The sequence below is a fragment of the Phenylobacterium sp. genome, assembly GCF_025351295.1.
Lineage (GTDB): Bacteria > Pseudomonadota > Alphaproteobacteria > Caulobacterales > Caulobacteraceae > Phenylobacterium.
In genome coordinates, this window is sequence record NZ_JANXWD010000113.1 from 1 (window position 1) to 25,926 (window position 25,926).

26 protein-coding genes are annotated in these 25,926 nt (G+C 71.7%); 18 read left to right on the forward strand and 8 right to left on the reverse strand.

Annotated elements, in window-relative coordinates:
• Positions 1–1,337 (forward strand): HAMP domain-containing sensor histidine kinase (locus tag Q0R13_RS16090; protein WP_293905730.1); only part of this gene is annotated, 1,337 nt, incomplete at its 5' end.
• Positions 1,338–1,350: 13 nt separating this feature from the next.
• The gene (locus tag Q0R13_RS16095) at positions 1,351–1,803 is read left to right on the forward strand and encodes a cupin domain-containing protein (RefSeq protein WP_293905731.1); all 453 of its coding nucleotides are present in this window, start codon (positions 1,351–1,353) and stop codon (positions 1,801–1,803) included.
• A gap of 7 nt (positions 1,804–1,810) precedes the next feature.
• Here the strand turns inward: Q0R13_RS16095 and Q0R13_RS16100 are convergent, their stop codons facing one another.
• Positions 1,811–2,659: a hypothetical protein gene (locus tag Q0R13_RS16100; RefSeq protein ID WP_293905732.1), complete on the reverse strand. Its 849-nt coding sequence runs from the start codon at positions 2,657–2,659 to the stop codon at positions 1,811–1,813.
• A 174-nt stretch (positions 2,660–2,833) separates the two neighbouring features.
• Between Q0R13_RS16100 and Q0R13_RS16105 the strand changes: the two genes are divergently transcribed.
• Positions 2,834–3,166: a DUF1491 family protein gene (locus Q0R13_RS16105; protein WP_293905735.1), complete on the forward strand. Its 333-nt coding sequence runs from the start codon at positions 2,834–2,836 to the stop codon at positions 3,164–3,166.
• A gap of 142 nt (positions 3,167–3,308) precedes the next feature.
• On the opposite strand, the gene Q0R13_RS16110 is transcribed toward Q0R13_RS16105, so the two are convergent.
• From Q0R13_RS16110 to Q0R13_RS16120, 3 genes are all read right to left on the reverse strand, one after another.
• Positions 3,309–3,479: a hypothetical protein gene (locus Q0R13_RS16110; protein WP_293905738.1), complete on the reverse strand. Its 171-nt coding sequence runs from the start codon at positions 3,477–3,479 to the stop codon at positions 3,309–3,311.
• A 69-nt stretch (positions 3,480–3,548) separates the two neighbouring features.
• The gene (locus tag Q0R13_RS16115) at positions 3,549–3,887 is read right to left on the reverse strand and encodes a type II toxin-antitoxin system PemK/MazF family toxin (protein WP_293905741.1); all 339 of its coding nucleotides are present in this window, start codon (positions 3,885–3,887) and stop codon (positions 3,549–3,551) included.
• Positions 3,884–4,312: a hypothetical protein gene (locus Q0R13_RS16120; RefSeq protein ID WP_293905743.1), complete on the reverse strand. Its 429-nt coding sequence runs from the start codon at positions 4,310–4,312 to the stop codon at positions 3,884–3,886. Before Q0R13_RS16120 ends, Q0R13_RS16115 begins: the two co-directional genes overlap by 4 nt.
• Positions 4,313–4,334: 22 nt before the next feature.
• Here Q0R13_RS16120 and Q0R13_RS16125 point away from each other — a divergent pair, with 22 nt between their 5' ends.
• The 4 genes from Q0R13_RS16125 to Q0R13_RS16140 all read left to right on the forward strand — a co-directional run bounded on the left by Q0R13_RS16125 (position 4,335) and on the right by Q0R13_RS16140 (position 9,308).
• Positions 4,335–5,942: a peptide chain release factor 3 gene (locus Q0R13_RS16125; protein WP_293905745.1), complete on the forward strand. Its 1,608-nt coding sequence runs from the start codon at positions 4,335–4,337 to the stop codon at positions 5,940–5,942.
• Between the two features lie 56 nt (positions 5,943–5,998).
• Positions 5,999–6,901 (forward strand): methyltransferase, encoded by a 903-nt coding sequence (locus tag Q0R13_RS16130; RefSeq protein WP_293905747.1) that lies wholly within the window; start codon positions 5,999–6,001, stop codon positions 6,899–6,901.
• Between the two features lie 50 nt (positions 6,902–6,951).
• Positions 6,952–7,671, forward strand: a complete 720-nt coding sequence (locus Q0R13_RS16135) for a 16S rRNA pseudouridine(516) synthase (RefSeq protein ID WP_293905786.1) — start codon at positions 6,952–6,954, stop codon at positions 7,669–7,671.
• 266 nt (positions 7,672–7,937) lie between these two features.
• Positions 7,938–9,308 carry a hypothetical protein gene (locus Q0R13_RS16140; RefSeq protein ID WP_293905749.1) on the forward strand — a complete coding sequence of 457 codons (1,371 nt, stop codon included), beginning with the start codon at positions 7,938–7,940 and terminating at the stop codon, positions 9,306–9,308.
• Here the strand turns inward: Q0R13_RS16140 and Q0R13_RS16145 are convergent.
• The 4 genes from Q0R13_RS16145 to Q0R13_RS16160 form a co-directional block, all read right to left on the reverse strand.
• Positions 9,305–10,060: an ABC transporter permease gene (locus Q0R13_RS16145; protein ID WP_293905751.1), complete on the reverse strand. Its 756-nt coding sequence runs from the start codon at positions 10,058–10,060 to the stop codon at positions 9,305–9,307. The genes Q0R13_RS16140 and Q0R13_RS16145 overlap by 4 nt on opposite strands.
• Positions 10,057–10,794, reverse strand: a complete 738-nt coding sequence (locus tag Q0R13_RS16150) for an ABC transporter ATP-binding protein (RefSeq protein WP_293905753.1) — start codon at positions 10,792–10,794, stop codon at positions 10,057–10,059. The genes Q0R13_RS16145 and Q0R13_RS16150 overlap by 4 nt, the downstream gene beginning before the upstream one ends.
• A gap of 235 nt (positions 10,795–11,029) precedes the next feature.
• Positions 11,030–12,022 (reverse strand): ABC transporter substrate-binding protein, encoded by a 993-nt coding sequence (locus Q0R13_RS16155; RefSeq protein WP_293905756.1) that lies wholly within the window; start codon positions 12,020–12,022, stop codon positions 11,030–11,032.
• Positions 12,023–12,510: 488 nt separating this feature from the next.
• Positions 12,511–14,298, reverse strand: coding sequence for an ABC-F family ATP-binding cassette domain-containing protein (locus Q0R13_RS16160; RefSeq protein WP_293905758.1), 1,788 nt, complete (start codon positions 14,296–14,298; stop codon positions 12,511–12,513).
• A gap of 81 nt (positions 14,299–14,379) precedes the next feature.
• On the opposite strand from Q0R13_RS16160, the gene Q0R13_RS16165 reads away from it, so the two are divergent.
• The 11 genes from Q0R13_RS16165 to Q0R13_RS16215 form a co-directional block, all read left to right on the forward strand.
• Positions 14,380–14,844: a YcgN family cysteine cluster protein gene (locus Q0R13_RS16165; protein ID WP_293905760.1), complete on the forward strand. Its 465-nt coding sequence runs from the start codon at positions 14,380–14,382 to the stop codon at positions 14,842–14,844.
• A gap of 258 nt (positions 14,845–15,102) precedes the next feature.
• On the forward strand, positions 15,103–16,065 hold the full coding sequence (locus Q0R13_RS16170; protein WP_293905762.1) for a DnaJ C-terminal domain-containing protein: 963 nt from the start codon (positions 15,103–15,105) through the stop codon (positions 16,063–16,065).
• Between the two features lie 94 nt (positions 16,066–16,159).
• A complete protein-coding gene (locus tag Q0R13_RS16175) occupies positions 16,160–16,486 on the forward strand; it encodes a hypothetical protein (RefSeq protein ID WP_293905765.1) in 327 nt (108 codons plus the stop codon).
• A gap of 25 nt (positions 16,487–16,511) precedes the next feature.
• Positions 16,512–17,204, forward strand: coding sequence for a response regulator transcription factor (locus Q0R13_RS16180; RefSeq protein WP_293905768.1), 693 nt, complete (start codon positions 16,512–16,514; stop codon positions 17,202–17,204).
• A gap of 10 nt (positions 17,205–17,214) precedes the next feature.
• Positions 17,215–18,624, forward strand: coding sequence for an ATP-binding protein (locus tag Q0R13_RS16185; RefSeq protein WP_293905771.1), 1,410 nt, complete (start codon positions 17,215–17,217; stop codon positions 18,622–18,624).
• A gap of 78 nt (positions 18,625–18,702) precedes the next feature.
• The gene (locus tag Q0R13_RS16190; RefSeq protein WP_293905773.1) at positions 18,703–20,070 is read left to right on the forward strand and encodes a hypothetical protein; all 1,368 of its coding nucleotides are present in this window, start codon (positions 18,703–18,705) and stop codon (positions 20,068–20,070) included.
• Positions 20,071–20,307: 237 nt separating this feature from the next.
• Entirely contained in the window at positions 20,308–21,384 is a 1,077-nt protein-coding gene (gene ccmI, locus Q0R13_RS16195) for a c-type cytochrome biogenesis protein CcmI (RefSeq protein ID WP_293905775.1), read from the forward strand.
• Positions 21,381–21,884: a cytochrome c maturation protein CcmE gene (ccmE, locus tag Q0R13_RS16200; RefSeq protein WP_293905778.1), complete on the forward strand. Its 504-nt coding sequence runs from the start codon at positions 21,381–21,383 to the stop codon at positions 21,882–21,884. Before ccmI ends, ccmE begins: the two co-directional genes overlap by 4 nt.
• Positions 21,881–23,854 (forward strand): heme lyase CcmF/NrfE family subunit, encoded by a 1,974-nt coding sequence (locus tag Q0R13_RS16205; protein WP_293905780.1) that lies wholly within the window; start codon positions 21,881–21,883, stop codon positions 23,852–23,854. Before ccmE ends, Q0R13_RS16205 begins: the two co-directional genes overlap by 4 nt.
• Positions 23,851–24,303: a cytochrome c-type biogenesis protein gene (locus Q0R13_RS16210; RefSeq protein WP_293905782.1), complete on the forward strand. Its 453-nt coding sequence runs from the start codon at positions 23,851–23,853 to the stop codon at positions 24,301–24,303. Before Q0R13_RS16205 ends, Q0R13_RS16210 begins: the two co-directional genes overlap by 4 nt.
• 145 nt (positions 24,304–24,448) lie before the next feature.
• The coding region (locus Q0R13_RS16215) for a trypsin-like peptidase domain-containing protein (protein WP_293905784.1) at positions 24,449–25,926 on the forward strand (1,478 nt) is incomplete at its 3' end.

Consider the following 25,926-nt stretch of genomic DNA (forward strand, 5'->3'; position numbering starts at 1 on the left):
CCGCCGCGGCCACCGCCTTCCGCAGACGCGACCTGCTGGCGCTGGGAGCGGCCGCCGCCCTGGCCGCCGCGGCGGTCTCCACGCTCGACGCGACGCTGTTCGCCCTCCCGGCCGCGGCGCCGGCTGCCGCCCCCTGGCTCAGCCTGCTGGCGCTCGCCACCACGACGGTGGGCTTCGCCGCCGGCCTGATCGGCTTCCAGGGCGCAGTGCGCCGCGACGGCCGCCGCCGGGCGCGGGCCGACGAGGTGCTGGACCTGCTGGGCCGCCAGCCCCTGCTGCTCGCCACCCTGGACCGCGGCGGCCGGGTCGGCGCGGCGGCGGGTGCGGCGATCGGCGGCGTGGCCCCGGCCCAGCTGGAGGGCCGCAGCCTGGGCTGCCTGGTGGCCGAGCGCGACCTGCCCGCCCTGGCCGCCGCCCTGCACGCCGCGGCCCACGACGGCCAGGCCAGCGTCTATGTCGAGACCCCCGACGACCCCGAGGGCTGGCTGGAGATCATGCTGCGCGCCGGCGACGGTGGCGGGCTGGTGGCCGCGGTCCGCGACGCCCGCGAGCAGCTGTCGCGCGAACGCCGGCTGGACGCCGCGCGCCTCTCGGCCGAGCAGCAGAACGCCGGCAAGTCGCGCTTCCTGGCCAACATGAGCCACGAGCTGCGCACGCCGCTCAACGCCATCATGGGCTTCTCCGACATCATGCGGCAGCGGCTGTTCGGCCCGCTGGGCGACCGCTACGCCGAATATTCCGAGCTGATCCACGAGTCCGGCAGCCACCTGCTGGAGCTGATCAACGACGTGCTCGACATGTCGAAGATCGAGGCCGAGCGGTTCGAGCTCAGCATCGAGACCTTCGACGCCCGCGAGGCCGTGCAGGCGGTGCTGCGGCTGATGCGCGGCCAGGCGGAGCGGGCGGGGGTCAACCTGCGCGGCGTGCTGCCGATCGGGCCGCTGTTCGCCGACGCCGACCGCCGGGCGCTGAAGCAGATCGCGCTGAATCTGATCTCCAACGCCTTGAAATTCACCCCGCGCGGCGGCTCGGTGACCGTCACCCTCCAGGCCAGCGGGGACATCCTGGAGCTGGCCGTGGCCGACACCGGGGTCGGCATCGCCGACGGCGACCTTGAGCGGCTGGGCCGGCCCTTCGAACAGGCCGGCGACGCCGAGCAGCGTGCGGCGGGATCGGGCCTGGGCCTGTCGCTGGTCCGCGCCTTCGCCCGGCTGCACAACGGCGAGATGGCGGTGGAAAGCTCGGTCGGCGACGGCACCTCGGTCAGTGTCCGCCTGCCGGTGCTGACCGCCCGCGTCGCGCCCCCGGAAACCCTGCTGGAACGCCGCAAGGGGTAGGGAGAAGACCGCCGTGCCCAAGATCGACATCGCCGCCGCGCCCGAACGCAAGGGCTCTGGCTATCCGCCGCCCTTCGACGCCCCCTGCGCCGATCGCGTGCGGCAGCGGCTCGGCGACGCCGGCGGGCTCGCGGATTTCGGGGTCAATCTCATGCGCCTGCCGCCGGGCAACTGGTCCAGCCAGCGCCACTGGCATAGCCATGAGGACGAGTTCGTCTATGTGCTCGCCGGCGAACTGACACTGGTCGAGGATGGCGGTGAGACCGTGCTGCGCTCCGGCGACTGCGCGGCGTTTCCGAAGAACGCCGGCGACGGCCACCATATGATCAACCGGTCGGGCGCGATGGCGGTCTATCTCGAAGTCGGCGCGCGCGCGCCGGCCGACGTCACCATCTGCTCCGACATCGACCTGATGAGCACCAACGCGCACGGCCGCTTCACGCACAAGGATGGCGCGCCCTATTAGGGGCCGCCTAGTCGGCGAGCGTCGTGCGGGCGCTGCGCGAGGCCAGCTGCAGGAAGGCGCGGCCGGCGGCGAAGTCGCCGACCTCCACATAGGCGGTGCGCACGTGGTCGCCGCCGAACAGGAACTCCACCGCCACGGATTCGCGCGGGTCGAGGTCGGCCAGGGCCTCGGCCGCCGCGGCCGGGAAGCGGAACGCCCAGGCGCCCTCGGAGCCCTTGGGCAGCAGTTCGGCCTCGGCCCCGCCGCGCGCCTCGGCCATGAACATCCGGGTCGCCGCGCGCGGGGGCAGCTTGCTGCTGAGCGGGGTGTGGGGGCGGTTGTCCAGGTAGGGGCCCGAGGTGCGCGACCCATCGCGCAGCACCAGCCGCGCGGAATAGGGCGCGGCGTTGTCGGCGAAGTCGGCCACCGCCACCAGGGCGCTGGCGCCCTCGCGGCCGGCGAGGCCGAAGATCATCTGGTTCGACCCGAACGGCGAGCTCTGGGCCAGGCGCCAGCGCGCGGTGCGTCCGATCCCGCGGTCGGCGCTCCAGGCCGAGAGGCTGCCCGGATAGACGATGCGGCTGATGCGCTGATAGCCCGCGAAGGCCGAGCGCACCCGGGCCGCCGGTCCAGTGACGTCCGAGCTCTGGCAGTTCACCGCCGCGGCCCGCATCTGGGCGGTGCGCCGGAGGCTGTCCAGGGACTTCGGATCGGTCCCGGCCCGGAGCGCCGCGCCGTGCGCCTGGGCCGCGGAGGCCGCAAGGGCCGCCGAGATCTCGGGCGTAAACAGGCTGCAACGGGTATCGGCCGCGCTCATCACCGCACGTTCGTAGAACAGGTCCGACGGCTGCGCGAGCGCAGCCCCGGGCAGGGCCACGAGGGCCGCGCCGATCAGACCTGTCCACGGAGACGCCGGCTGCGCGCTTCTGCGCGTGCTGGTCATTCGTCCACCATCAAACCGCGGCCTTTTTTGGCCGTCTGAGATGGCAGCAGTAGCGAAGAAGGGTTGCGCGCCCGTTGACGGGCAGGGTTACCAGTTCATGCTCGCGCGATGCTGCTGTCCACCGACATCTGGGTTGGCGCCCTGATCCGCCGCGTCGAGATCGGCGGCGGCTTCGCCGTGGTGGCGCGCAAGGGCGACCCGCGGGCCGGCGCGGTGCTGGTCAAGGTACTGAACCGGACCGACGGCACGGCCCGCCTGCTGGCCGAGGCCACCCGCGGCGACGGCGACCGCGTCTGGATGCAGCCCGCCGCCTCGACCTCGGAGCCCGACCTCGACCGCTACATCGAGCGCGCCGTCCGCATCGACCCCGACGTCTGGGTGGTGGAGATCGAGGACCGCGAGGGCCGCCACTTCCTGGTGGAGCCGGTGGAGCCGGGGTGAGAGGCAACCGGCTGCGTCGATCGTCAACTGATCTTACTAATCGGAGCCGTCCGAGGGGTTCTGTGTCGACCCAGAGGCCACACCACCACCCTGCCCCTCCTCCATCGAGGAGGAGGGATGCCATCTCCTGACAGCGTGGGGCTTACGGTTCGCTTTCCTCGGCCCGTTCCGCTTTCGGAGCCTTGGAGATTTCAATTCGGCCGCTCGGCAGGTGCTCAAGGACCAGCTTTTCGCCCGGGCGAACACCAAGGTGGTCGAGCAGATCCATGGTCAGAGTGACCCGGCCTTTCGGCTCTATCGTCAATTCGGCCATATCCAACCCCTTCGTGGATCAAAGGTAGAACCGAGCCGCATTCGACCGCAAGGCCGCGCGTTCCAAGGTTCAGAAGCCGGCGCAGGCCTTGAGCGCCAGGCGGGCGGCGTCCTGATCGGCGGTGGCCAGCCGGCCGGCGCGCCGGACCACATGGGTGAGTTCGATGGTCGCGATCTTGCTGGCGCGGATGATCGAGGCGGCGGGCAGGCCGGCCGCGTCGGGGTCGCCGATCGAGGCGTCCCCGAACAGGCGCCGGTCACGATCGGTGGTGATCATGGCCACCCATAGCCGCTCCAGGCTCGCGCCCATGCCCGCGGCGGAGACCACGAGCGCCGGCCGCCGCTTTTCCGCGAGCCGGTCGCTGTAGGGGAAGGGCAGGACGACAACGTCGAAGGGCTCGAAGGTCACAGCGTCGCGTACGCGGCCTCGTCCGCCTCGCTTGTCCATTCGCTGAAGGTGGCGAAGGGATCATCCTCCGTCGGACTGGCGGCCTCGGAGGGCTTGCGGGAATCATCCTCGATCTCGATCTCGCGGGCGCTGATCAGGTTCGACTGTCCGGTGATCTCGCCCTGCATTCGAAGGCTGACGCCGCCGCGCCGGATCCGCGCGACGACGGCGTCCAGATCGCGGACGAAAAACTGGTTGGCGGCCTTGTTGTGCTGCGCATCCACGGCGCGGTCGGCCAATATGTAGTAACCGTCCTCATTCTTCTTCGGCGTGAACAGTTCGACACGACCATCGGGCAGGGCGCGGCGGCGAAGCAACCTGGTCATCTTGCGTTCCATTGCAACATGCAGAGAAAATAGCTGAGTGTTTTCCTTGCGTCCAGCCACGTCGAGTTGCTAGGGGCTGCAAATGACCACCTCTCCCGCCGCCGAGGCCGCCCGCCGGCGCACCTTCGCGATCATCTCGCACCCCGACGCCGGCAAGACCACGCTGACCGAGAATCTGCTGCTGGCCGGCGGGGCCATTCGCGCGGCGGGCGCGGTGCGGGCGCGCGGCGAGAACCGGCGCACGCGCTCGGACTGGATGAAGATCGAGCGCGAGCGCGGCATCTCGGTCTCGGCCAGCGTGATGACGTTCGACCACGCCGGGCTGATGTTCAACCTGCTGGACACCCCGGGCCACGAAGACTTCTCGGAGGACACCTACCGCACGCTCACCGCCGCCGACGCCGCGGTGATGGTGCTGGACGCCGCCAAGGGGATCGAGCCGCAGACGCTGAAGCTGTTCGAAGTCTGCCGGCTGCGCGACATCCCGATCATCACCTTCATCAACAAGATGGACCGCGAGGCGCAGGACCCGTTCGAGCTGCTGGACGAGGTGGCGTCCAAGCTGCAGCTGGACCCCGCGCCGCTCTACTGGCCGGCCGGTTCGGGCGGGCGGTTCAAGGGGATGCTGGACCTGCGGCGCCAGCAGTTCCTGCCATTCCACAAGCGGGTCGGCGGGGCGAAGGACGACGACGAGGGGCACCCGGCGCCGATCGCCTTCAAGGGCAACGCGATCGTCAGCTACCTCGACCCGGACGAGCAGGAGGAGCTCAGCGAGAACGCCGAGCTGGCGGCGGGCGGCCTGAAGGCCTTCGACCCGCAGGCGTTCCTGGAAGGCCACATGACCCCGGTGTTCTTCGGCTCGGCGCTGCGCCACTTCGGCGTCGACCAGCTGCTGGAAGGCCTGGGCGCCTATGCCCCGCCGCCCAAGTCGGTGAAGGCCACCAAGGGCGGTGAGGAGACCCACGTCGCGCCCGGCGACCGCGAGGTCACCGGCTTCGTGTTCAAGGTCCAGGCCAACATGGACCCCAACCACCGCGACCGGATCGCCTTCCTCAAGCTGTGCTCCGGCCGGTTCGCCCGCGGCATGAAGCTGAAGGTGCAGAACACCGGCAAGCAGCTGAGCGTGAACGCGCCGACCATGTTCTTCGCCTCCGACCGCGAGCTGGCCGAGGAGGCCTATGCCGGCGACGTCATCGGCATCCCGAACCACGGCGTGCTCAGGGTCGGCGACAGTCTCTCCGAGAGTGGGAGTCTCCGGTTTGCCGGCCTGCCCAACTTCGCGCCGGAAATCCTGCAGCGGGTGCGGGTGAAGGATCCCCTGAAGGCCAAGCACCTGAAGAAGGCGCTGGAGAGCCTGGCGGAGGAAGGGGTCACCCAGCTGTTCCGCCCGACCATGGGCGCCGACTTCATCGTCGGGGCGGTAGGGCAGCTGCAGTTCGAGGTGATGGCCGACCGGCTGCGCGAGGAATACCAGCTGGACGTGATCTTCGAGGCGGCGCCGTTCGCCGAAGCGCGCTGGATCCTGGGCGAACGCGTCGACCTGGAAGACTTCATGAGCAAGCACCGCTCGGCCATGGGCGTCGACATCGACGACCAGCCGGTGTTCCTCGCCAAGTCGACCTGGGAGCTGGGCTACGTCGCCGAGCGCTTCCCCAAGGTGCGCTTCGAGCGGTCGAAGGAACGGGCGTAGGGGCGTGGCTGGTGTCGCTCGCCTCTTGCCTCCCGTGCGAAGCGGCGGGCAGTAAGATGACCGCTGTCCTCCTCTACGGCGCCCCCGCGCCCGGCCTTGTCGAGGTCCCGGCGGGCGCCGTGCAGGTGTCGCCGCTGATGCCGGGATCGCAGGATCTGGCGGCGATCGCTGACGGCAGCGTCGATGCGGCGACCGTGCTGGCCCCCGGCGGGACGGTGGAGCGGGACTATGTGCTGGCCCAGGCGCTGCGGGTGTTGAGGCCGGGCGGATCGCTGCTGGCGTTCGCGCCGAAGGACAAGGGCGGCGGTCGGCTGAGGAAGGCGCTGGAGGGGTTCGGCTGCGCGGTCAGCGAGGACGCGCGGCGGCACCACCGCTTCTGCCGCGCCGCGCGACCGGCCGAGCCGCGCGACGTAGACGCGGCGATCGCCGCCGGCGCGCCGCGGCGGGTCCCGGCCTTGGGCGCCTGGTCGCAGCCCGGGGTGTTCAGCTGGGACCGGCTGGATCCCGGCAGCGCCCGGCTGATCGAGCTGCTGCCGGCGTTGAAGGGGCAGGGGGCCGACCTCGGCTGTGGCGTGGGCCTGCTGGCGGCCCGCGTGCTGGCCTCGCCGGAGGTCACGGCCCTGGCCTGCGTCGACATCGACCGCCGCGCCGTGGCCTGCGCCGAGCACAATCTGGACGACCCGCGCGCCACGATCCGCTGGGCCGACGTGCGGCAGATGGACGAGGTCGGCCTCGACTTCGTGGTCATGAACCCGCCGTTCCACGACGGTGGGACCGAGGATCGCGACCTGGGCGTGGCCTTCATCGGCGCGGCGGCGCGGATGCTGCGCAAGGGCGGCGTTTGTTGGTTGGTGGCCAACCGGCACCTGCCCTATGAGGCGCCGCTGGCCGCCGCTTTCGCCAAGGCCGAGGTGCGGGCCGACGCCGGCGGCTACAAGATCATCGAGGCGCGCAAGTGAGCGGCGAGGTCCCCCGGAAGGCGCCGCAGAAGGCGCCGCAGAAGGCCCCAATGGCGCGGCTGGACCGCCTGCTGGCCAACCTGGGCTACGGCTCGCGGCGCGAGGTCGGCGACCTGGTGGCGCATCGTCAGGTGGTGCTGGACGGCGTGGAGTTGCGGGATTCCGGCCTGCGCATCGCGCTCACGCCCGACCTGTCCGCCCGCATGACGGTCGTGGGCCAGCCGCTGGACCCGCTGGCGCCGCTGACGGTGCTGATGCACAAGCCGTTGGGCGTGGTCTGTTCCCACCGCGAGGCCGGCCGCAACATCTACGAGCTGCTGCCACGGCGGTGGCGGGCGCGGATGCCGGCGCTGTCGTCCATCGGCCGGCTGGACAAGGAAACCTCCGGCCTGCTGCTGATCACCGACGACGGGCCGTTCCTGCACCGGGTGATCTCGCCGCGCAGCCACATCGCAAAGCGCTACGTCGCCACCCTGGATCGCCCGCTGACCGGGGACGAGGCTGGGATTTTCGCCGCCGGGACCCTGATGCTGGACGGGGAGACGGACCCGCTCGCGCCGGCGCTCCTGGAGCCGATGGGCGACCGCGAGGCTAGCCTGACCATCACCGAGGGCCGCTATCACCAGGTCCGCCGGATGTTCGCCGCAGTCGGCAACCACGTCGTGGCCCTGCACCGTGACCGCATCGGTGGGCTGGAGCTGCCGGCGGCGCTGGAGCCGGGCGCCTGGCGGGTGCTGAGCGCCGAGGAACAGGCGGCGATCTTCGGGTAGGGGCCCGGTCCGATCACCGCGTAACTTTTCCCTCCCCATGAAGGGGAGGGAAAGGAACAGCCCATAGGTTCTCGGCTAAAGGTTAACAAACGGCCGCCGGGAATCTGTGAATATTCCGCCCTTTACTGCGCACCTTGAAGACGTCCGTTAACCATACGATGCAAGTTAAGGACTTGTTAAACCGCGCGGCTCCGGCTTTGCTGTGTTCCATCAATGCCCGGAGTGCGCGTTCCAAGGTGGGACGCGATCGGGTTCGGAGCCGTTCGATGTTCGAACTGGGCCGCGAACTGAAGCGCTTTTTTGCTTCCGACCGGGCGAAAGCCCCGACCGATGGGCTGACGGGGGGCGATTCCTCCCTGCTGGAGCTGCTCGACGCCCGGCTGCTGGCGCAGGAGGCCAAGGCCTGCGACGTCGCCGCGGGCCGGATCAGCGCCAAGGACAAGCCGCGCCGCCGGCTGGAGGCCGCCATCGTCTGGCGCGAGGTTGCCCGCCGCACCGGCGACGCCGTGGCGCTGCGCAAGGCCGCCGCCGGGGCCGAGACCGCCGCCGCTGGCTTCGAAGCCACGCATCGCATGGACGGCTGGGCCCGCGCCCGCTGCGAACAGGCGTTCTGCGCCCTGCTGGGGGCCGAGATCTTCGGCGACCCGGGCCTGAACGCCGCCGCCGAGATCGCCTTCCGCGACGCCCGCACCAATGTGAAGGGCGGCCTGGCCGCGCCGCTGGCCGACGTGGGCCTGATCGCCATCGAGGGCCGCCGCGTGCTGGACAAGGCCGACGCCGCCGAGGCCTGGGCCCTGGCCGGCCGGTTCACCGCCCCGATCGCCGCGCTGGACGGCATCGCCAAGCGGGTCACCGCCGCCCGCGCCCTGGCCGCCGAGGCCCGGCTGATCCGCGCCGACCTGCTGGCCGGGTTCGGGGCGCGGCTGAAGGATTCCGACCTGCTGGAGGCCGCGGCCCTGGAGGCCTCGACCGCCGGCGAGCGGCTGGACAGCGCCTATGAGCCGCTGACCTGGGCCCGCGCCAAGATCATGCATGGCCAGGCCCTGGCGCTGCGCGGGGAGGCGATGGGCGATGTCGACTCGCTGGCGGCCGGGGCCGGCGCCCTGGCGATGGCGCTCGACAACCTGACCCGCGACCACAGCCCGCTCGACTGGGCCCGCACCCAGGTGGCCCTGGCCCAGGCGCTTCAGGCGTTGGGCGAGTCGGCCAGCGATGCCCGGGCCTTCGAACACGCGGTGAGCTGCTACGACCGCGCCGGCCTGGTGCTGCGCGACGCGGCCACCCTGCCGCTGCGCGGCCTGGCGGCCGGCGCGCGCGCCCTGTGCCTGGCCCGTTCCGCCGAGATCAGCGGCGACCGCGCCGTGCTGGACGCGGCCGAGGCGGCGATGAAGATCGAGCTGGCCGCGCTGTCGCCGCGCAAGGACCCGGTCGGCTGGGCCCTGGCCCAGCTGCACCTGGCGCGGCTGTACGAGGCCCGCATGGGCATGACCGGCGAGGATCGCGGCGAACGCGCCGCCGCCCTGATGGCCCTCGACGCCGCCCTGGACGTGTTCGGCGACCACGGCCTGCGCTCGCTCAGCGTGCTGGCCACTGACGCCATCGAACGCCTGAGCGCACGCGAGGCTTCGCAGAGCTAACGCCCGCGCCACCACTTCAGGCCGACGCGTTCCAGGGCCTCGAGCAGGGCGTGCAGCGCCACGCCCATGGCGCCCAGCACCACCAGGGCGGCGATCATGCGGGCGGTCTGCAGCTTGTTGCTGGCGTCCAGGATCTGCCAGGCCAGGCCGCGCACGCCGCCGCTGCCGGCGCTGAACTCGGCCACCACAGCCCCGATCAGGGCCAGGCCCGCGCCGACCTTGTGGCCCTCCAGCAGGAACGGCACGGCCGAGGGCAGACGCAGGCGCGTCACCTTCTGCCAGCGGCCCGCGCCATAGAGGGCGAACAGCCGCTCCAGGTCCGGATCGGCCGAGCGCAGCCCCGCCGCGGCCCCGGAGAAGATCGGGAAGAAGGCCACCAACACCGCCAGGCTGACCAGCGCCCGCTCCGGGTGGTCCAGCCCGGCCCAGATCAGCACCAGGGGCGCGATGGCGATCACCGGCGTCACCTGCACCACCGAGGCCAGCGGCCGGATCGCCCGGTCGAGGATCGGGCTGAGGGCGGTGACGATGGCCAGGGCCTGGGCGATCAGGCTGGCCAGCACCAGAGCGATCAGCGCGGTCGACAGGGTGCGCCAGGCGGCCGCGAGCAGCACCGGGAAGTCGTCGCGCAGCGCCACCGCCACGCCCGACGGCGGCGGCAGGAAGTAGGGTGCGACGTGCAGCGCCCGGCAGGCGACCTCCCAGATCGCCAGTAGCAGGGCCGTCAGGATCACCGGCGCCAGGCGGATCATCCTGCGACCCCCTGCGCCAGGGCCGCGGAGACCTGCTCCGCCACCGCCCGGAAGCCGGCGTGGGTGCGGAAGTGGGCCGGCCGCGGCATCGGCCCCTCGACCGCGAAGTCCCCGGCGATGCGGCCCGGACCGCGGCTCAGCACCACCACGCGCGAGGCCATGTAGACCGCCTCCTCGACATTGTGGGTCACGAACACGATGGCCGGCCGTGACGCCGCCCACAGCGCCAGCACATCGTCGGCCAGGGCGCGGCGGGTGATCTCGTCCAGGGCGGCGAACGGCTCGTCGAGCAGCAGCAGCTTGGGGTCGGTGACCAGGGCGCGGGCCAGCGACACCCGCATGGCCATACCGCCGGACAGCTGCGCCGGCCGCGCCGCCTCCGCGCCGGCCAGGCCCACCCGCGCCAGGGCCGCGTCGGCGCGGCGGCGCGCCTCGGCCTTGGCCATCCCCGCCAGCTCCAGCGGCAGGGCCACATTGGCCCCCGCCGACAGCCAGGGCGCCAGAGTCGGCGCCTGGAACACCACCGCCGTCTCGCCCCGGCCGGGCGCGCGCACGACCTCGCCCCGGGTCGGCGCCTCCAGCCCGGCCAGCAGCCTGAGCGCGGTCGACTTGCCACACCCCGATGGCCCCACCAGCGCCACGGCCTCGCCGGCGCCGATGCTCAGGCTGATGGGGCCGAGGGCGGGACCGCGGTCGTAGTCGACCGCGACGTCGGTGAGCGCGGCAACGCTCACGCCGCACCCTGCGCGCGGTCTCCTCTCCCCCGCGAAGCGAGAGGGAGAAGGTAGGGAGAGGGTCGGCGCGTGCGGCGGTGATCCGCGGTTGGTCCAGCCATGACCCATGCGCGCCGCCGCCGCGGGCCCTCGGGTGGCCAGTGGCAAAGACTGAGAGGCCCAGCCGGCCCTCTCCCAACCCTCTCCCTTTCCGCTTCGCGGGGGGAGAGGAGGAGCCTGGATCGCCGCAAGGAAGTCACTTGGGCGAGAAGGCCAGGGTGTAGGCGGTCTTCGGGTCCAGGGTCTTGGGATAGAGGCCCTGCGCCACGCCGGTGTCGAAGAACGCCTTCCACTCGGCCTCGGTCATGGTCCCCAGGGCCAGGCCCTTGTCGCCTTCGACGATCCGGTAGCTCTTGAGCTTGGCGCGGGCCTGGTCGAGGACGTCCTGGGTCATTTCCGGATTGTCCTTCCTGATCAGGGCGTCGGCGGCCGAGGCGTCGCCGTTCAGATAGTCATGCCAGCCCTTGGCCGAGGCCTCGACGAAGGCCTTCACCGCGGCCGGGTTCCTGGCGATCAGGCTGTCGGTGGCCAGCGCCAGGGTCGCGTAGCCGCCCATGCCCTCGTCGGCCAGCAGGAACACCTTGGGCTTCAGCTTGGCCTCCTTCTCCAGGGTGTAGGGCTCGGAGGTCACATAGCCCTGCTGGGCGGCGCGCTTGTCGGCCAGGAACGGGGCGGAGCTGAAGTTGTACTTGCGGACCTGGTCGTCGGCGAAGCCGTACCTGGCCTTCATCCACATCCAGACGGTCGAAACCGAGGCGTCCGACAGCAGGATCGGGTGGCCTTTCAGGTCGGCGACCTTCTCGATCCCAGCGTCCGGGTGGGCGATCAGCACCTGCGGGTTCTTCTGCATGAAGGCGGCCACCGCCTTCACCGGCGCCTTCTCCTGCGCCAGGCTCATGACGATGTAGGCGTTGGAGCCGATGCCCATGTCGACGGCGCCGGCGGCCATCAGCTGCGGCACGTTCACGCCGGGCCCGCCCTGGATGATCTTCACGTCGAGGCCGCGCCGGGCGTACTCGCCCGAGGCCAGCGCCTGATAGAAGCCGCCGTGCTCGGCCTCGGCCCGCCAGTCGGTGGCGAAGCGGATGACGGTGGGGGCGCCGGCGGCCGGCGCCTTGTCCGGCGTGGCCGGCGAACAGGCGGCCAGCAACGCGGCCACGGCCAGCACCAGGGTACGCAAGGCTTTCATGAGGCTCCCTCGACTTGAGGGACGGAGGTTAGGGTGCTGCGGCGACGCTTCCAAGCACCCAACCGCGCATAGCAAGAGGGCGGCGCTTCGGTTGCCCGAAACCCCGCCCTCTCATACAGATCCGTTGGGGGACCTGCGCCTCTAGGCCAACCGCCGGTTCAGTCTCGGGTTGCCCCGTGTCTTCCCTGGCCGCCGATGCCAAACCTTCCAGTCCGGTCGCGGGTTACCCCGGTTCCTCGCCTTGGGCGGGACACTCCGCTCGCTTGCTTCGGGGTCCGCTGTCGCCAGCCTCTCCGTCCGCCGCGCCGCAGTTCCTGTCGGCAAGGGGACGATGCTCCCGGACCCTTGGACGCGCAAGCGGGCCGGCCGGGCGCTATGTGACAGAGCTGTCAAAACCCGGTGCGCAACCGGTGGATAACTGTCGCTCGACTGTCATTTTTGACAGGATCATCAAAGGGAGAAGTCGGTCCACAGGAAAGCTTGCCCCACTACTTTCCCAGCGCCTCGCGGCGTTCCTCCAGGGCCAGCCACTCCTCTTCCGCGGCGGCCAGCTGGACGCGCGCGGCCGCCAGGGCGCGGCTGTGGCGGTCGAAGGCGGCGGGGTCGCGGGCGTAGAGGCCCGGGTCGGCCATGGCGGCCTCGATGGCGGCGAGCTTGGCGGGCATGGCGGCGATCAGCGCCTCCAGTTCCTCCAGCCGGCGCTGGTCCTTGTAGGTCAGCTTGGCGGCGGGCTTCGGCGGCGGGGCCTTGGCTACGGCGGCCCGTGACGGCTCGCGGGCCACGCGCCCGCCGAAGAAGCCCGGGTTCTGGCTCAGGAAGTCCTGCCAGCCGCCCGGCGTCTCCACCGCGCGCCCGGTCCCGTCCAGCCCGATGGTCGAGGTCGCCAGCCGGTCGATGAAGTCGCGGTCGTGGCTGACCAGGATCAGGGTGCCCTCGTAGTCGGCCAGCAGGTCCTCAAGCAGGTCCAGGGTATCCATGTCGAGGTCGTTGGTCGGCTCATCCAGCACCATGACGTTGGCGGGATTGGCCAGGGCGCGGGCCAGCAAGAGGCGGTTGCGCTCGCCGCCCGACAGGCTCTTCACCGGCTGGCGAAGCTGCGCCTCGGTGAACAGGAAGTCCTTGGCGTAAGAGATCACGTGACGCGGCTCGCCGCGCACCAGCACGTGGTCGCCGCCCAGCGGCAGCAGGACGTCGCGCAAGGTCATGTCGGGCTTCAGCGTCGCGCGGGCCTGGTCGATGTAGTTGACCTCCAGGTTGGTCCCGAGCTTGACCTCGCCGGAGTCGGCCGCGATCTCGCCAAGCAGCACCTTCACCAGGGTGGTCTTGCCGGCCCCGTTCGGCCCGACCACGGCGACGCGGTCGCCGCGCAGGATGCGGGTCGAGAAATTGCTCAGCAGGACCTTGGCCCCGAAGGCCTTGGAGATGCCTTTGGCCTCGACCACCCGCTTGCCGGAAACGCCGGAGCTGGCGATGCCCATGTTGAGCTCGGAGCGGGTATCCTTCAGGCGATCGACCTTGTCCTGGCGCAGGGAGTCGAGCCGGCGGCGGCGGCCCTCGTTGCGCGCGCGGCGCCCGGTGACGCCGCGGGCCATCCAATGCTGTTCGCGCTCGATGTAGCGGTCGAGGCGGCGCGCCTCCTCGGCCTCTGCGGCGGTCATCCGGTCGGACCACTCGTCGAAGGCGGCGAAACCGTCGTCGAGGCGCTTCACCTGCCGGTACTCCAGCCAGAAGCAGCGCTTGGTCACCCGCTCCAGGAAGGCGCGGTCGTGGCTGACGATCAGGGCGGCGGACTTGGACTGGGCGAGCTCGGCCTCCAGGGTCTCGATGGCCAGGATGTCCAGGTGGTTGGTCGGCTCGTCCAGCAGGATGACGTCGGGCTCTTCGGCGAAGGCGCGGGCCAGCGCCGTGTGGCGGATCTCGCCGCCGGAGAGGCCGGTGGCCGGCTTGGCGGGGTCGAGGCCGAAGTCGGATAGCGCCGATTCCGCCCGGTAGTCGGGGGCGCCGCCGGCGGTGACGTGGTCAAGCAGGGTGGCGCCTATGATCTCCGGCTCCTGGGGCACGAAGGCGATGGTCGTGCCGGTGGTGAGGTTACGCTCGCCGCCATCGGCCTCGATCTGGCCGGCCAGGATGCGCAGCAGGGTGGACTTGCCCGCGCCATTGCGCCCGACCAGACAGGCGCGCACTCGCGCATCGATAGCGAGGTCGACGCCGTCGAACAGCATCAGCGGACCGTCCGCCAGGCGGACGTCCTTCAGGGCGAGGATGGGGGCTCTCATGTGGGCCGCTGACATAGAGGTTGCGCGGCGCAGCGCAAGTTCGCGCTTCTGTGCGGGGCGTCACGGGCCTAAACCCCCGCGATGACTGGGGAACCCTTCTGGCGCCGCAAATCGCTCACGCAGATGACCGTCGCGGAGTGGGAGAGCCTGTGCGACGGCTGCGGCCTCTGTTGCCTGGTCCGTTTCGAGGATGAGGCCAGCGGCGAGGTATTCCCCACGCGGGTCCACTGCAAGCTGTTCGACCCCGACGCCTGCCGGTGCTCGAACTACGCCGAGCGCGACACGCATGTGCCCGACTGCATCAAGCTGACGCCGCACAACATCGAGGCGCTGCAGTGGATGCCCAAGAGCTGCGGCTACCGCCGCATCCACGAGGGCCGCGGCCTGGCCGACTGGCACCCCCTGGTCAGCGGCGACCCCGAGAGCGTCCACCGCGCCGGCGTCTCGATCCGCGGTCAGACCATCAGCGAAGAAGTCCTGGCCGACCCGGAGGACGCCCTCGAATTCGCCGCCTGGGACCTGATCGACGAGCGGGGCGAGGATTAGGGCTCCTCCCCCGAAGGGAACATTTCGGGGGAGGTGGCCGCGAAGCGGACGGAGGGGGGCGAGGCCTCAAGCTCGGAGTCGGCCGCCTTGCGCCCCCTCCGTCTCATGGCTTCGCGCTGAGCCACCTCCCCCGTCCTCTTCGGGGCGAGGGAGGAGAACGTTGTGGCAAAATCGTCACACCTCGCCTTGCGTGACGGAACTCCCGCGCCAATCTAGTACTCACACCATCTGCATGGTCATTCAGGGATTCTGACGAGCTTGGCGCGCGACCCCTATCAGGAACTGGGCGTGGCCCGGACAGCGACCTCGGACGAGGTGCGCAAGGCGTTCCGCAAGCTCGCCAAGGCGCATCACCCCGACACCAACCCCGACAACAAGGCCGCAGAGGAGCGGTTCAAGCGGGTCAGCGCCGCCTTCGACATCGTCGGCGACGCCGACAAGCGCAAGAAGTTCGACGCCGGCGAGATCGACGCCGACGGCCGAGACACCGGCCGCGGCGGCTTTCCGGGCGGCGGCGGCGGTCAGTGGGGCGCACCCCAGGGCGGCGGCTTCACCGGCCAGGGCGGCCCGGGCGGCCGCGGCGGCTTCCGCAACGAGAGCTTCGAGGGCGGCGACCTGGGCGACATCCTGGGCGAGATGTTCGGCGGCGGGCGCGGGCGGCCGGGCGGCGCGGGGGGCGGCTTCGGCGGCTTCTCGCAGCGTGGCGCCGACGTGCGGGCCAGGCTGGAGATCGACCTGGTGGACGCCATCCGCGGCGGCAAGCAGCGGATCGCCTTCTCCGACGGCCGTACCATCGACGTCACCATCCCCAAGGGCGCCCAGGAGGGCCAGACGCTGCGGCTCAAGGGCCAGGGTTCGCCCGGCCGTTCGGGGGCCGGCGACGCCTTCATCGAGATCGCCATCCTGCCCCACGCGATGTACCGCCGCGAGGGCGACGCCCTGGTCATGGACCTGCCGGTGACGCTGTACGACGCCGTGCTGGGCGGCAAGGTCGAGGCGCCGACGCCCGACGGCCCGGTGACCCTGACCGTGCCGAAGGGCGCGAACACCGGCGCGCGGCTGCGCCTGAAGGGCCGCGGGATGGCCGACGCCAAGGGCCAGCGCGGCGACCTGTTCGCCCGCCTGGTAGTCACCCTGCCGGACCCGCCGGACGCGGCCCTGGAGGCCTTCGCCGAGGATCAGAAGGCGAAGCGGCCCTATTCGCCGCGCCGAAGGGGTTAGGCTTGGGCCGAAGCTGGGCTAGGGCTAGAGCTAACCGCAGCCAAGATCGGTGTTCAGCCCAGGTTCAGTCCGGGGCCAGTAGAACGGGCCTGTCATGAAACGCTTCCTCGCCCTCGCCGTGCTGCTGGCGGCCGCCACGGCGCCCGTCGCCGCGGCCGCTCAGGACCAGGGCCGTCCGGTGCTGGGCGCGGGGCGTGGCGACCAGGACCAGGCGCGTGAGGGCGTGAAGTCCGGCCGACAGATTCCGCTGGCGCGCGTTCTGGCCATGCTTGCGGGCCGCTATCCGGGCCGTCACCTGAACACCACGATGGGCGACCAGGGCGGCCGGTCCGCCTATTTCGTCCAGTGGCAGATGGCGGACGGCCGGGTCACGGTCTTCGTTGTCGACGCCGAAAGCGGCCAGGTCATCGGCCGCCAATAACCCATCTGAGGAGAAGGAACGCCCCGTGCGCATCCTGCTGGTTGAAGACGATCCGGACCTGTCGCGGCAGCTCAAGCTGGCGTTGGGCGACGCCGGCTATGCGGTCGACCACGCCCCCGACGGCGAGGAAGCCCAGTTCCTGGGCGAGACCGAACCCTATGACGCCATCATCCTCGACCTGGGCCTGCCCAAGGTGGACGGGGTGTCGGTGCTTGAGCGCTGGCGGCGCGAAAACATGGCCACACCGGTGCTGATCCTCACCGCCCGCGGCGCCTGGAGCGAGAAGGTGGCCGGGTTCGACGCCGGGGCCGATGACTACCTGACCAAGCCGTTCCACACCGAGGAACTGCTGGCCCGCCTGCGCGCCCTGCTGCGGCGTTCCGCCGGTCATGCCAGCCCGAGCCTGGCCTGCGGCGGCCTGCGGCTGGACCCGCGGGCGGCGCGCGCCAGCGTCAACGGCGAGCCGCTGCGGCTCACCTCGCTGGAGTACCGGCTGTTGCACTATGTGATGATGCACCAGGGACGGGTGATCAGCCGCACGGAGCTGGTCGAGCACCTGTACGACCAGGACTTCGACCGGGATTCCAACACGATCGAGGTGTTCATCGGCCGGGTGCGCAAGAAGATCGGCGCCGAGCGGATCGAGACCGTGCGCGGCCTCGGCTACCGCCTGGTCTGCCCCGCCGACGAGGTCGACGCGGAGGCGGCGAAGACGTGAGCCACCCGGGATGAGCGCCTGGGCGGCCACGCTGGACGGCCTGCGACGCCCCTCGCTGGCCCGCCGGCTGGTGCTGCTGGCCGTCGGCTGGAGCTTCGCGGCGCTGACGATCTCCGCCGTCGTGCTGGCGCTATTGTTCCAGCAGGCGGCGCTGCGCCGGTTCGACGCCAACCTCTCCGACCTGGTCGACAACCTGATCGCCGGCTCGACCATCGAGGACGGCAAGGTGCTGGCCCCGGCGCTCACCGACCTGCGGGCGCTCAGGGTCTATTCCGGCCGCTACTGGACCATCGCCGAGCCCGCCGCCGACGGCCAGGTCCAGGCCATCCAGGACCTGCGCTCGCGCTCGCTGTGGGATACCGAGCTGCAGACCCCGGCCGACCTGGGGGCCAGACTGCGGGCCAACCCCAAGAAGCCGGTCGCCTTCGACACCGCCGGCCCGCAGCCGGGCGAGCGGGTCCGCGCCCTGGCCCGCTGGACCACGCTTTACGGCCGCAAGGCGCCCGTGATCTTCATCGCCGCCGAGGACCGCTCGCCCATCGACCGCGAGGTGCGCAACTTCTTCACCGCGACGGCGGTCACCGGCCTGCTGTTGGGCCTTGGCCTGATCGGGGCGGTGGTGATCCAGGTGCGGGTGGGCCTGCGGCCGCTGTTCCAGTTGCGCCTCGAGGTGGCCGAGGTGCGGCGCGGCAAGGCCGAGCGCCTGCAGGCCGAGTATCCGTCCGAACTGCGCCCGCTGACCGACGAGTTGAACGCCCTGGTCGAGCACAACCAGGAGACCGTCGAGCGCCAGCGCACCCACGTCGGCAACCTGGCCCATGCGTTGAAGACCCCGATCTCGGTGATGATCACCGAGTCCAGCCAGCGCCCCGGTCCGCTGGCCGAGGTGGTCACCCGCCAGGCCGAGGTGATGCGCCAGCAGGTCGACCATCACCTGCGCCGCGCCCGCGCCGCCGCCCGCAGCCAGGGCCAGGGCGAGCGGACCTCGGTGGCCGAGGTGCTGGACGAGCTGGCCCGCACCCTGGAGCGCATCTTCCGCGACAAGGGGGTCGCCATCGACTGGGACGCCGCCGACGACCTGTGGTTCCAGGGCGAGCGGCAGGACTTCATGGAGATCGCCGGCAACGCCATGGAGAACGCCGGCAAGTGGTGCAGCGGCAAGGTCCGGGTGCGCGCCGTCGCGCTCGGCGCCGAGCGCCTGCGCCTGACGGTTGAGGACGACGGCCCCGGCCTGCCGCCGGATCGCCGCGCGGAGGTGGTGCGCCGCGGCGCCCGGCTGGACGAGAACGCGCCGGGCTCGGGCCTGGGCCTGTCGATCGTCGACGAGCTGGCGCGCGCCTATCGCGGGTCGCTGGTCCTGGGGGATTCGGCCCTGGGGGGACTTTCTGTCGCAGTCGAACTGCCGTGCGCCAGCGCCTGAAAAGCCCAAGCTTCGGAAAGCCTTAACCCGCCGGAAGCCATGGTTTCGGCCTGAGGAGCCGCCGGAGCCGACACGCTCATGCCCGGTCTGACCGAGCGCAAGATCGAGATCGTCCGGATGCTGGTGGAAACCGCGCCGGACAAGGTCGTGGGCAGCCTGCAGCAGGCCCTGGCCCAGACCGCCGACGACACCGCCCTGGGGGGCGTGCGCCGGCTGGTCGAGTGCGAGGTCTTCGACCGGACGCTCCGCAACGCCGTCCTGCAGCCCATCGCCCCCATGTGCGTCGCCAGCGGCGACGGCCGGCTGATGACCTTTCCGTCGCGGGCGCTGACCCTGATCTGGAAGGGCCTGCGCGCGCTGCGCCCCGACCTCGTGGAAGAGGCCCGAAACCCGGCCGAGGATGCGCCGGCCGCCGTGGTGCTGGCCGTGTACGACAGCCTGGTCGCCGCCGCGGCGATCGCGCTGCGCGACGGGGCGGCGCCGGAGTTCCGCGCCGTGGCCGAGGCCTGCGACCGACATAGCCCGAACGGCGCCGCGCTGCTGGCCAGCTGCCTCGACCTCGCCCCGGTGGTGCGCCGCGCCACCCAGCGCCTGCCCGAGTGGATCGCCCACGCCGGCGGCGAGACCGCCGCCGCGGCGCGGCTCGCCTACAAGGACGCCGTCGAGATCGCCGACGACGCCGGCCCGCGGTTCTTCCACATGCTGGCCGCCCAACTGGCCCATCCCTGGATGGTGCTGCGGGTGATCTCCGCGGTGATGGACAAGCCCACCGAGCGCTACCTGCGCGACAGCGAACTTGCCGGCTTCGGCGAGGCGGTGTTCGAGGACGTGGACAAGACCCTGGCCGACATTGGCCGCCTGAACGCCGACGAGGGCGCAGTCGTCGGCCGCGCCTGCGCCAAGCGCGCCGAGCTGGTCGTCCAGCAGGTGCTGGAACTCGAGACCTGCATGGACCTGCAGCGCGACCAGGGGTGGGGCCTGCGGGTGGTGAAGCAGCGCGCCAGCCTGGCCAATGTGGTCGAGGGCCGCCTGCGCGAGGCCGACAAGGCGACCATCGAGGCCCTGCCGATGGGCGCGGCCTCGCGCCAGTCCCGCGCCCGCCGCGCGATGCCGCGGCTCAACACCCCGCCGGAGCCCAGGCTGGTGGCCCGCGCCATGACCCTGCTGTCGTTCTGCGACGAGCTGCGGACGACGGCCAACTACGGCGGCTTCTCGTCCACCCGCGCCAAGGTGGTCGACAAGCTCAGCGAGTTCATCACCCACTACGTCGAGGACGTGCTGGACCTGATCCGCACCGGCGAGGTCGAGGACGTGGCGATCGCCGCCGCTTTCCTGGAGATCGCCGCCGATTTCAACCACCTGGTGATCGGCGAAAAGGCCGGCGACCTGATCCGCCGCCGCGCCCACACGGCACTGCATCCGGAGCATCACGAGGCGGAGGGTTAAGGACGCCGGTCGGCGGGTGCGGGTGTTCACCTCCAACCCCGCTCATCCCGGCGAAGGCCGAGAGCCAGATCCCTTAGCTCAGCAACGGGCCGGAGTGGCTCGGAGCCCGTGGAACCCACATCTTGGCCGTTCCATCTGGGTCCCGGCCTTCGCCGGGATGAGCAGCCGTGAGGGCGACACCCCACGCGACCACAGTCCCCCTCGCGCAGCGTTGAGCTTTCGGCTACACGCCCGGCCATGTTGCTGTTCTGGGCTGTGGCCGGCGTTCTCGCCGCCGCCGCGGCAGGCCTGATCCTGATGCGCGCCGCCGGAGCCTCCGCCGAGGCCGGCGTCGCCGATCCCGCGCCCGCGCTCTACCGCCGCCAGCTGACCGAGATCGACGAACTGGCCGAGCGCGGCCTGATGGGCGACACCGAGCGCAGAAGCGCCCACGCCGAGGCCGCCCGCCGGCTGCTGGCGGCCGCCGAGGCGCCGGTCCAGGCCTGGAACGCCGATCCGGGGGCGCGGCGGCTGGTGCTGCTGGCCGCGATCGTGGTGCCGACCCTGGCGCTGGGTCTCTACCTCAAGCTGGGAACGCCGGGCATGGCCGACCAGCCCTATGCCCAGCGGCTGGCCGGGTGGCAGCATTCCGACCTCGGCGCCCTGCAGGCGCCGGAGATCGCCGCGGTGCTGCGCCAGGCCACGGCGCAACGGCCGAACGAGGCCGAGGGTTTCCGCCTGCTGGGCCTGGCCGAGAGCGCCTCGCAGAACCCCATCGCCGCCGTCCGCGCGCTGCGCCGCGCCGCCGCCCTCGCCCCGCAACGGGCCGACATCTGGCTGATGCTGGGCCAGGCCGAGGTGGCAGAGGCCGGCGGCAAGGTCGATGCGGATGCCGCGGCCGCCTTCCGGCGCCGGCTGGTCCTGCAGCCCGGCGACCCCGCGGCCCGCTACTTCCTGGCCGGCGCCAAGTCCGACGCCGGGGACCGGCCGGGCGCCATCGCCGACCTGACCGCGCTGGCCGCCGACCTGCCGGCCGCCGATCCGCGCCGCACCCAGGTCCAGGCCGCGATCTCCCGCCTGGAGGGCAAGCCCGTGGTCACCGCCGACCCGCAGCAGCTGGCCATGATCCAGGGGATGGTGGCCGGCCTGGCGGCGCGCCTGGAGACCAGGCCCGACGATCCCGCGGGCTGGGTGCGGCTGGTCCGCGCCTATGCCGTGCTCGGCGACACCACCAAGCGGGACGCCGCCCACGCCAGCGCGCGGGCGCGCTACGCCAAGGCGCCGCAGATCCTGGACCAGCTCGACGAGGCCGCCCGCACGGAGCCCAAGCCATGAGTTTCCTGCCCAAGTCGCGCAAGGCGCGCACCCGCCTGCTGCTGTTCTCGGTGATCGCGCCGGTGGTGGTGGTGGCCATCGGGCTGGCGCTGTGGGGCATGCGCGGCTCGATCTCGCTGTTCTACACCCCCTCCCAGGCGGCGGCGGCCAAGCCGCGGCCGGGGCAGTCGATCCAGCTGGGCGGGCTGGTCACCACCGGCTCGGTGGTCAAGCACCCCGACGGCCTGGTCGAGTTCAACGTGCAGGACAGGATCTCCGCCGACCACGTGGTCTTCCAGGGCACCCTGCCGGACCTGTTCCGCGAAGGGCAGGGGATCGTCGCCGAGGGGACCTATCGCGGCGACGGGGTGTTCGTCGCCAGCCGGGTGCTGGCCAAGCACGACGAGAAGTACATGCCCAAGGAAGTCGCCGACGCGCTGAAGAAACAGGGCGACTGGCGCGGCGATGGCCAGGCGCCGGCCTCCCCCGGCTACGGGGTGGGCAAGGGCGGCCCTACATGATCGTGGAGGCTGGCGCCTTCGCGCTCATCCTGGCGCTGGGGCTCTCGATCGTCCAGGTCGCGCTCAGCGTGGCCGGCCGCCTGCGCCGCTCGGCGGCCCTGGCCGGAGCCGGGGAGGGCGCGGCCCTGGCGGCGTTCATCGCGGTCGCCACGGCGTTCGCGGCGCTGATGCATGCCTTCGTGGTCTCCGACTTCTCGGTCGCCAACGTCGCCGCCAACTCCCACACCGAAAAGCCGCTGCTCTACCGCGTGGCCGGGACCTGGGGCAGCCACGAGGGCTCGATGCTGCTGTGGTGCCTGGCCCTGACCGGGTTCGGCGCCGCCGCGGCGGGCCTGGGCCGCACCCTGCCGCGCGGCATCCGGTCCATGACCGTGGCCACCCAGGGCGTGCTGGGCAGCGTGTTCCTGGCCTACACGGTCTTCGCCTCGAACCCGCTACTGCGGGTGATCGCCCCGCCGGTCGAGGGCCGCTCGCTCAACCCGCTGCTGCAGGACCCTGCGCTGGCCGTCCACCCGCCGTTCCTCTACGCGGGCTATGTCGGCATGTCGGTGGTGTTCTCCCTGGCGGTCGCCGCCCTGATCGAGGGCCGGATCGACGCGGCCTGGTCGCGCTGGGTACGGCCCTGGGCGCTGGCCGCCTGGAGCCTGCTCACCGTCGGCATCACCCTGGGCGCGTTCTGGGCCTATTACGAGCTGGGCTGGGGCGGCTGGTGGTTCTGGGACCCGGTGGAGAACGCCAGCTTCATGCCCTGGCTGATCGCCACCGCCCTGCTGCACTCGGCCGTGGTCACCGAGAAGCGCGGTGCGCTGGCCGGCTGGACGGTGTTTCTGGCGCTGGCGGCCTTCACCTTCTCGATGCTGGGCGCCTTCCTGGTGCGCTCCGGCGTGCTGACCTCGGTCCACGCCTTCGCGGTCGACCCGACCCGCGGCGTGCTGCTGCTGATCATCCTGGGGGTCACTTCGGGCTTGGCCTTCACCCTGTTCGCCTGGCGCGCGCCCAGCCTGGCGCAGGGTGGCCTGTTCGCCCCGATCAGCCGCGAGAGCGCCCTGGTGCTCAACAACATCCTGCTGGCCGCGGCCACCATGACGGTCCTGCTGGGCACCCTCTATCCGCTGATCCGCGAGGCGATGACGGGCGAGTCGATCTCGGTCGGGCCGCCGTTCTTCAGCCTGACCTTCGTGCCGTTCATGGCCGCCCTGCTGGTGCTGGTCCCGGCCGGCCCACTGCTGGCCTGGAAGCGCGGCGACGCGCGCGGCGTGGTCCAGCGGCTGTGGGTGGCGGTGCTGATCGCCGCCGGCGTCGCCCTGCTCACCGTGGCCCTCGTCAGCCCGAGGAAGGCGCTGGGCGCGGTGGGCGTCGGCCTGGGCGGCTGGCTGGTGGCCGGCGCGGTCACCGAGATCGTCGAGCGCACGCGGGCTTTCCGGGTCCCGGCCGCGGAGACCTGGCGGCGGATGACCGGCCTGCCGCGCGGCGCCTGGGGCATGACCCTGGCCCACCTGGGCCTGGGGGTCTTCGTCATGGGCGCGGTGTTCGAGACCGCCTGGAAGGTCGAGGCCGCCGAGGCGCTGCAGCAGGGCGGGGCGCTCAACATCGGCGCCTACCACGTCACCCTCGACGGCGTGCGACCGGTGGCCGGCCCCAACTACGACGCCGACCAGGCGACCATGACGGTCACCCGCGACGGCCGGCCGATATGCCAGGTCAAGCCGGAGCGGCGGCTCTACACGGCCGGCGGCCAGACCACCTCGGAGGTGGGCATCTGCTATCGCGGCGCCAGCCACATCTACCTGGTGCTGGGCGAGCGGCGCGACGGCGGGGCGGCGACGGCCTGGCTGGTCCGCGCGTATTGGAACCCCTGGGCCAGCCTGATCTTCCTGGGCCCGGTGATCATGGCCCTGGGCGGCCTGGTCTCGCTGTCGGACCGCCGCCTGCGGATGGGCGTCGGCCGCCGCCGCGAGCAGCCGGCGTGAGGCTGCGGGCCCTGCTGGCGGCGCTGGCCGGCGTGGCCTGCCTGGCCGCCGCCTCCGACCCCGCCGAGCGCCTGCCCGACCCGGCCCAGGAGGCCCAGGCCCGCGAGATCTTCCGCGATGTCCGCTGCCTGGTCTGCCAGAACGAGTCCATCGACGACAGCGAGGCCGACCTCGCTCACGACCTGCGGCAGATCGTCCGCGAGCAGGTCAAGGCGGGGCGGAGCGAGGCCCAGATCAAGGCCTTCCTCACCGAACGCTACGGCGAGTTCGTGCTGCTCACCCCCGGCTTCAATCTCGGCAATCTGGCGCTCTGGGGTGGCCCGTTCGTGGTGGTGCTGGCGGGTCTGATGCTGCTGACCATCCGCCTGCGCAAGCCCGGCCCGGAGGCCGAACTGGACCCGGCGGAGGCGGCGCGCGTTCAGCGCCTGATCGAGGATGAAACAGCCTGACACGTTTGCGCCTAATATTGGACGTGAAGACGAGCCTAGGGTGACCTACACGTAACTTGAGGGGCGTTGCACTTCGGTGCATCCGCCCTAGTTTGTAAGGGCGCGGCCCGCTCCCCCGGGGCCATGCGCAGGGAAACGAAGACTGATGACTTCCAAGAAGACCGGTTACCTCCTGGGCGCAGTCGCCGGCGCCGGCGTCATGGCCGCGGCCGTGGCGGGCGCGGGCATGCGGCTTCCATCGGCCCATGCGGAGCTGCCCGCCGGCCTGATCCGGGCCTCGACCTCCCCGATCTTCGCGCCCCCGCCCGGCGCGCCGATGTCCTTCGCCGACATCTTCGAGCGGGTCTCGCCCGCGGTGGTGTCGATCAATGTGACCAGCCGGGTCGATCCCGACGCGCTGCGCCAGATCCCGGGCCTGCCGTTCGGCCTCGCGCCGCGCGGCGGCCAGGGCGGCCAGGGCGGCGATGACGACGGCGACGGCTCGCCCCAGGGCGGCGTCACCCCCAAGGGCCAGCCCAAGCTGCCGACGCAGCAGTCGGCCGGCTCGGGCTTCTTCATCTCGGCCGACGGCTACATCGTCACCAACAACCACGTGGTCGAGAACGCCGAGACCATCAAGGTCGTGCTCAAGGACGAGAGCGAGCTCGACGCCGTGGTCGTCGGCCGCGACGAAGCCACCGACCTGGCGGTGATCAAGATCAAGGGCCGCAACGGCCCGTTCCCGTTCGTGAACTTCGAAGGCGCCGGCAAGCCGCGGGTCGGCGACTGGGTGATCACCGTCGGCAACCCCTTCGGGCTGGGCGGCACGGCGACGGCCGGCATCGTCTCGGCCTATGGTCGCGACATCGGCGAGACCTTCGTCGACTACATCCAGATCGACGCGCCCATCAACCGCGGCAACTCTGGCGGCCCGACGTTCGACGTCTACGGCCGGGTGATCGGGGTCAACACGGCGATCTTCTCGCCCTCGGGCGGCTCGGTCGGCATCGGCTTCGCCATCCCCGCGGACGTGGCCGACAGCGTCACCAAGCAGCTGATCGGCGGCGGCAAGATCCAGCGCGGCTACATCGGCGCCACGATCCAGAACTTCACGCCCGAGATGGCCGAGGCCGCGGGCATCGCCGACCAGAAGGGCGCCATCGTCGCCGACATCTCCGCCGGCGGCCCCTCGCAGAAGGCCGGCCTGCAGGTCGGCGACATCGTCACCTCGGTGAACGGCTCGAGCATCAAGAGCTCATCCGAGCTGACCCGCCAGGTGGCCCGCGTCCGCGCCGGCGACGTGCTGCACCTGGCCGTGATCCGCGACGGCAAGCCTCGCACGATCGACATCCGCTCGGGCGTGCGTCCGTCCGAGAAGGAACTGGCGGCCAACGACAGCTCCGGCGCCGGCCCTGGCCGCACGGCCCCGGGCGCCTTGAGCGGGCCGCGCGCGCCGGTCCTGGGCATGCTGGTCGGCCTGCTGGACGACACCAGCCGCGACCGCCTGAACCTGCCCGCCGACATCAAGGGCGCCCTGGTCGAGAACGTCGACCAGTCCTCCGATGCGGGCACAAAGGGCCTGCGCCGCGGCGACGTCATCACACGCGCCAACGACCGCGCGGTCATCGCGCCGGGCGACCTGGC